At 62.1% G+C, this 6,165-nt stretch carries 9 protein-coding genes; 5 read left to right on the forward strand and 4 right to left on the reverse strand.

Annotated elements, in window-relative coordinates:
* Positions 1-112: 112 nt before the first annotated feature.
* From ENZ75_RS17535 to msrB, 5 genes are all read left to right on the forward strand, one after another.
* A complete protein-coding gene (locus ENZ75_RS17535) occupies positions 113-937 on the forward strand; it encodes a LysR substrate-binding domain-containing protein (RefSeq protein ID WP_245459099.1) in 825 nt (274 codons plus the stop codon).
* A 65-nt stretch (positions 938-1,002) separates the two neighbouring features.
* Positions 1,003-1,449, forward strand: a complete 447-nt coding sequence (locus tag ENZ75_RS17540) for a GNAT family N-acetyltransferase (protein WP_063169209.1) — start codon at positions 1,003-1,005, stop codon at positions 1,447-1,449.
* Positions 1,450-1,455: 6 nt separating this feature from the next.
* Positions 1,456-2,646, forward strand: a complete 1,191-nt coding sequence (locus ENZ75_RS17545; RefSeq protein ID WP_063169210.1) for a VWA domain-containing protein — start codon at positions 1,456-1,458, stop codon at positions 2,644-2,646.
* Between the two features lie 19 nt (positions 2,647-2,665).
* Entirely contained in the window at positions 2,666-3,463 is a 798-nt protein-coding gene (locus tag ENZ75_RS17550) for a hypothetical protein (RefSeq protein ID WP_063169211.1), read from the forward strand.
* Between the two features lie 197 nt (positions 3,464-3,660).
* On the forward strand, positions 3,661-4,065 hold the full coding sequence (gene msrB, locus ENZ75_RS17555) for a peptide-methionine (R)-S-oxide reductase MsrB (RefSeq protein ID WP_013529102.1): 405 nt from the start codon (positions 3,661-3,663) through the stop codon (positions 4,063-4,065).
* A gap of 100 nt (positions 4,066-4,165) precedes the next feature.
* Here msrB and ENZ75_RS17560 read toward each other — a convergent pair whose 3' ends face one another.
* From ENZ75_RS17560 to ENZ75_RS17575, 4 genes are all read right to left on the reverse strand, one after another.
* Positions 4,166-4,477 (reverse strand): hypothetical protein, encoded by a 312-nt coding sequence (locus ENZ75_RS17560; RefSeq protein WP_024502896.1) that lies wholly within the window; start codon positions 4,475-4,477, stop codon positions 4,166-4,168.
* A 7-nt stretch (positions 4,478-4,484) separates the two neighbouring features.
* Complete coding sequence (locus ENZ75_RS17565) at positions 4,485-4,925, reverse strand: hypothetical protein (protein ID WP_013529100.1); 441 nt, start codon at positions 4,923-4,925, stop codon at positions 4,485-4,487.
* 201 nt (positions 4,926-5,126) lie between these two features.
* A complete protein-coding gene (locus tag ENZ75_RS17570) occupies positions 5,127-5,387 on the reverse strand; it encodes a DUF2312 domain-containing protein (RefSeq protein WP_013529099.1) in 261 nt (86 codons plus the stop codon).
* A 160-nt stretch (positions 5,388-5,547) separates the two neighbouring features.
* Positions 5,548-6,165 (reverse strand): biotin/lipoyl-containing protein (locus ENZ75_RS17575; RefSeq protein ID WP_128278207.1); only part of this gene is annotated, 618 nt, incomplete at its 5' end.

Raw genomic sequence — 6,165 nt, forward strand, 5'->3', positions numbered from 1 at the left:
ACATAGACGAGGCTTTACTATGAAAAAAGACTATGCATTTCTATTTCAGAGATAACAAAATGGAATGACGGAGATGGCCAGTCTCGATGTCGATGCCGTGCGCACTTTCGTCATGGTGGCCGACCTGCAGAGCTTCACCCGGGCGGCTGCAGCACTTGGCAGCACCCAGGCGACGATCAGCGTCAAGTTGCGGCGGCTCGAGGAAAAGCTCGGCGCACGTTTGATCGAACGAACCCCGCGCCGCGTGGCACTGTCGGAAAGGGGGGCTGTCTTCCTGCCCGTGGCCCGCGAATTCCTTGCCGCCCATGAACGCGCCGTCGCGGAATTTTCCGCGGCGCCATGTCGGCTTGCGCTCGGCTTCGTCGATCATGTCGCGGGGCCTGAGCTTTCCACGCTGATCGCCCAGCTTCATGCCCACGATCCGTCGCTCGCGCTCAACATACGGATCGATACCAGCTCCATGCTGGAAGAAGCTTTCGATCGCGGCGAACTCGATGCGGTGATTGTGCACCAGGAAGATGACAGTCGACGCGGTGAAGCTTTGTCGCGCACCCACTATGGCTGGTTCGCGGCACCTGGCTTCGAATGGCGACCAGGCACGCCCCTGCGCCTGGCTCTTTTAAGCACCAGATGCAATTGCCCGGACCGTATGAGAGCGGTCGAAGCGCTGGACCGGGCAGGCATCGCCTGGAATGAGGCTTTCGTCGGCGGCGGCGGCGCTGCCGTCAACATCGCGGTATCGGCGGGCTTTGCCCTTTCCGCCCTCGCTTACCGGGTTGTGCCCCCGGGCTTGATCGAGGTGGGCCGCAAACTCGGCCTGCCACCAATTCCCCCGTCCGAGATCGTTTTGCAGTCGCACGCTCTGCCGCCGCGGGCGCGGGAGGCGCTGCACATGCTCGCGACCGCTTTTCGCGAATATAATTCGCCTGCCGAATAGGCAAGGGTGTTCCTGATCCCGATTCTATTGGTATGGATCGGGTTCCAGACTTCAGAGGGAACGAAATGTCCGAGATAATCGTCCGCCCGCTCGCGCAGTCCGACCACGCCGATTGGCGGCGCCTGTGGACCGACTATCTCACCTTCTATGAGACGAAGCTGCCGGAAGAGGTCTACGCCGTCACCTGGAAGCGGCTGTTCACTCCGGGCGAATTCGAGCCAAAAGGCTTCATCGCCACACTGGACGGCAAGGCGGTCGGTCTCACGCACTTCCTGTACCACCGCTCCGGCTGGTCGGAGAAAAACAACTGCTATCTGCAGGATTTGTTCGCCGACCCGGATGTGCGCGGCAAGGGGATCGGCGCCGCCCTTATCAACGCAGTGAAGGAAGAGGCGGCAAAGATCGGCGTCAAGAATGTCTACTGGATGACGCACGAGACCAACGCCACCGCGCGCAAGCTTTACGACCACGTCGCCCGCCGCACGGGCTTCATCGAGTATGATTTGCTGTAACCGGCCATGTTCATCCCCTTCTTCCTTGAACTGAAGGCTGCACGCGTTCCCGTCTCGCTCAGGGAATATCTGTCGCTGCTCGAAGGGCTGGAAGCCGGGTTGGTCGACTACGACGTCGAAGGTTTTTATTACCTCGCCCGCGCCGCCCTGGTGAAGGACGAGCGCCACATCGACCGCTTCGACCAGGTGTTCGCGCATGTCTTCAAGGGCATTGAAGCGCTGGGCGGACCGGACGCGCTGGACGTCGCCAATATCCCCGAGGAATGGTTGCGCCGCCTCGCCGAAAAGCACCTGACCGACGAGGAGAAAAAACTGGTCGAGGCGCTCGGCGGGTTCGAAAAGCTGATGGAGACTTTGAAACAGCGACTCGAGGAGCAAAAAGGTCGCCACCAGGGCGGCTCGAAATGGATCGGCACCGGCGGAACCTCGCCATTCGGCGCCTATGGCTACAATCCCGAAGGCGTGCGCATCGGCCAGCATGAAAGCCGCAACCGCCGCGCGGTGAAGGTCTGGGACAAGCGCGAGTTCAGGAATTTCGACGATGCCGTCGAACTCGGCACCCGCAACATCAAGATCGCGCTGAAACGCCTGCGTCGCTGGGTGCGCGAGGGCGCCGAGGAAGAGTTCGACCTGCCCGGAACCATCCACGCCACGGCCGAACACGGCTATCTCGACGTGCAGACGCGGCCAGAGCGGCGCAACGCGGTGAAGCTGTTGATGTTCTTCGATGTCGGCGGCTCGATGGACGACCACATCAAAAGCGTCGAGGAGCTGTTCTCGGCCGCCCGCGCCGAATTCCGCCAGCTCGAATATTTCTATTTCCACAACTGCCTCTATGAGGGCGTGTGGAAGGACAATCGCCGCAGGCATGCCGAGGTGATTCCGACCTTCGACCTGCTTCACAAATACGGTCCGGACTACAAGGTGATCGTCGTCGGCGACGCCTCGATGAGCCCTTACGAGATCGCTCACCCCGGCGGTTCGGTCGAGCACTGGAATCCGGAGGCGGGCAGCGTCTGGCTCGGCCGTCTGCTGCAGCAATGGCCGAACGCGGTATGGCTGAACCCCGAAGATCCCAAGAACTGGGGCTACACCCATTCGGTTGCGATGATCCGCGACATTTTCGGCGGCCGCATGTTCCCGCTGACGCTGGCCGGGCTGGAGGGCGCGACCAAGCAGCTTTCAAGAAAGCACTGAAAGACCGACAGGAGATCCGATGACCTGCTTCCTCTGCCTGCAATGCGGCGTCCAGTTCGCGGCGACAGAGACGCCGCCAGAACATTGCCCGATCTGCGAGGACGAGCGCCAATATGTGCGCTGGGAGGGCCAAGCGTGGATCACGCCGGAGGAACTTGCCGAAGGACACCGGCTTGTTATGAAGGACGATGCCGGCGTTCTCGGCTTCGGCATCGAGCCGCGCTTCGCCATCGGCCAACGGGCGCTGCTGGCGCAGACGCCGCACGGCAACGTGCTGTGGGACTGCGTTTCGATGGTCAGCGACGAGGCGGTGGCCGAGATCAACCGCCGCGGTGGCCTGGCGGCGATCGCCATCTCGCACTGCCACTATTATTCGGTGATGGCCAGTTGGAGCGAGGCGTTTGGCGGCGTGCCGATTTATCTCCATGCCGACGACCGCCAATGGATCATGCGACCGCACAAGGCGATCGTCAGTTGGGAAGGCGAGACGCTGGCCATAAACCCTTCGCTGACGCTCATCCGCTGCGGCGGCCACTTTGCCGGCGGTCAGGTGCTGCACTGGAAACGCGATGTCGGCGACGTCTTGCTGGCCGGCGATATCTTGCAGGTGACGCCGACGCGCCACCATGTCAGCTTCATGTACAGCTATCCGAACTACATTCCGCTCAATGCAGCGGCCGTGCGCCGCATCGCGGCGGCACTGGAGCCATTCGCGTTCGACCATATCTATGGTGCATGGTGGAACCAGAATGTCATCGGGGGCGCAAAAGCGGCGTTCGCTGCTTCGGTCGATCGCTATCTCAGGGCGATCGCATAAAGATCACGATCGAAAATGCGGGCAAATCGCGTAACAAATGCCTATCTTGGTGCGAATATGAGGTTGCAATCCGCGCATGGTCCCGAACCTCCGGTTCGGAAAGGATCATGCGCAAAACCAAAGTACTACAGCGTCCTTTGCGCGTCCGATGGGCGCGCGGCGCTGTAGTGGCGAGCCGGCAAGGCTGAGGAGATCGAATGGACACCCACACCTACCCTGTAACCCGCACCGACGCCGAATGGCGCGCCCGGCTGACGCCGGAGCAGTATGCCGTCATGCGCGGCCACGGCACCGAGCGGCCGGGAAGTTGCGCTTTGCTCTACGAGAAGCGCGCCGGCACCTTTTCCTGCGTCGGCTGCGACCAGCCTTTGTTTGAATCCAAGCTGAAGTTCGAGAGCGGCACCGGCTGGCCGAGCTTCAACGACCCGGTGCCGGGTTCGGTCGAAAACACCGTCGACCGCAGCTACGGCATGGTTCGCACCGAATGCCATTGCGCCCGCTGCGGCAGCCATCTCGGCCATGTCTTCGAGGACGGCCCGCCGCCGACCGGCCTGCGCTATTGCATCAACGGCGTGGCGCTGAAATTCGAGCCGGCGGCCTGAACCGAAATTCGATTGAATGAATGAAAAGGGCGGCTGCGGCCGCCCTTTTCATTGCCCCCCGGCCGAACCCGGCGAACGCGGTGGGCGCCCGTGTCCGCTCTCAGACCACGACCGTCAGGATCAGCCATAATGTGGCGCCGAGCGTCATCAGTGAGGCCTTGGCGCCACCGGCCTTTTCCGTGGTTCGCCATACGGAAAAGGTCAGAAAGAGGTTGTAGGGCACCGGTGCGAAATGCACCGCCAGAACCAGCGCCAGCGGCAGCTTCAGTCCGAGCAGGACGATCGCGGCCACCAGAGATGCGACGTTGAGCGCCGTGCCGACAAGAACAAGGTCGCGCCAGAACAGCCGGTCGAGCGGCACCTGGCCTTGCCAGCGTGAGCGGAAAAAGGAGCCGATACCCTCTGGCAACACCGGATGTCTATCCCTGCCTCAGGACTTCGGTTACCGCGCGCTCGAAACGCGAACATTCGGTCACCAGCCAGTCGGCCATGGCTGGCCAGTTGTCCTCGGCATAGCAGTTCACCCGCCACATCGAATTGATGCCGAGATCCTCGCAACTCTGTTCCGGCCTGAGCTTCAGCCGGGCTTCGATATCAGGCTGGAACGGTTTCAACCGCGACCACGCTTGCGTGGCGCCGAACTTCTCGTTGCGGCCGAAGAAGACGCCGACCTGGCTCTGCGCCGGCGCGACATACATGGAAAGGACCAAGGCGAAATCGGGCAGCCCGCGCTGCCAGAACCAGGGTCCGCGCCTCGCCATCAGAGCCCTTTCTTCCGGATGCCGCTCGGCGAACAGCGTCCAGAAGCCGCGCTGGCGGAATTCAGAGGCGCGGCGGGCGCCGAAGTCGAATTCGCTCATGGCTCGATGCTCGCTCCGGCATCATGCTCGGCCGGAGACTGTTTCGAAATTCGCTCCGGCGAGTCATATGGTGGTGGTTTCGAGAACCGGAGCGGAGCGTACTTAAAGTACGTGAGCTCAGTTCTACTGCATTGCAGTAGAACTAGGGAAGCGCAGAAAACGCCACCAGATGGCCGCCGGAGTAGAATTTCCAGACGGTCTCTACACCATGCCGAGTGCGGCCTTGTACAGATCGAGGATGGTTTCCTCTTCCTGACGCTCGGCCTGGTCCTTCTTGCGCAGCCGGATGATCGTGCGCATCGCCTTGGTGTCGAAGCCTGTGCCCTTGGCCTCGGCGAACACTTCCTTGATGTCGTCGGAAATGGTCTTCTTCTCTTCCTCGAGCCGCTCTATGCGCTCGATGAAGGCACGCAGCTGGCCGGCGGCAACAGTCTGGCTGGTATCGGTGATATCGTCGGCCATATTTTTCTCCACATCGTTTCTGCGCCGCGACTCGGGATGCATGCAGCGGCGAATTGAGCGGGCTCGATGCCCGACCGCCGGCGGCGGGTCAAGCTGTTATCGATGATCGAACTGACGCTGCCGCCACGATGCGGACAGCGATCCCCCAGGAAGGTATCAATTAGCTGAAAGCGATCAGCAGATCCTTGGCATCGATCTGGTCGCCTGCCTTGACCAGCACCTCGGCGACCGTGCCGTCGCGCTCGGCATGCAGCGCCGTCTCCATCTTCATCGCTTCGATGGAAAGCAGCACGTCACCGGCCTTCACAGCCTGGCCGGCAGCCACCGAAAGCGCAGAAACGACGCCCGGCATCGGTGCGCCGACATGCGCCTCGTTGCCGGGTTCGGCCTTGCGGCGGGCCTTGGCGGCGGACGCGCCATGCGCCCGGTCGGGCACCTTGACACGGCGCGGCTGGCCGTTGAGCTCGAAGAACACGGTGACCATGCCCTTCTCGTCGACATCGCCGATGGCCAGGCACCGCACCACCAGCGTCTTGCCCTTCTCGATGTCGACGAAGATCTCGTCTTCCGGCTTCATGCCGTAGAAATACGTCGGCGTCGGCAGCACGCTGACCGGCCCATAGGTTTCCTGCGCGCCGGCGAAATCCGTGAACACCTTCGGATACATCAGCCACGAGGCGAATTCGAATTCCGACAGCTTGCGCTCGAGCTTCTCCTCGATTTCCTTGCGGTTGGCCTTGAGGTCGGCTGGCTTGAGCAGCGAGCCGGGCCGCACCGT

Source organism: Mesorhizobium sp. M7A.F.Ca.CA.002.04.1.1 (assembly GCF_004022805.1).
Classification (GTDB): Bacteria; Pseudomonadota; Alphaproteobacteria; order Rhizobiales; family Rhizobiaceae; genus Mesorhizobium; species Mesorhizobium ciceri.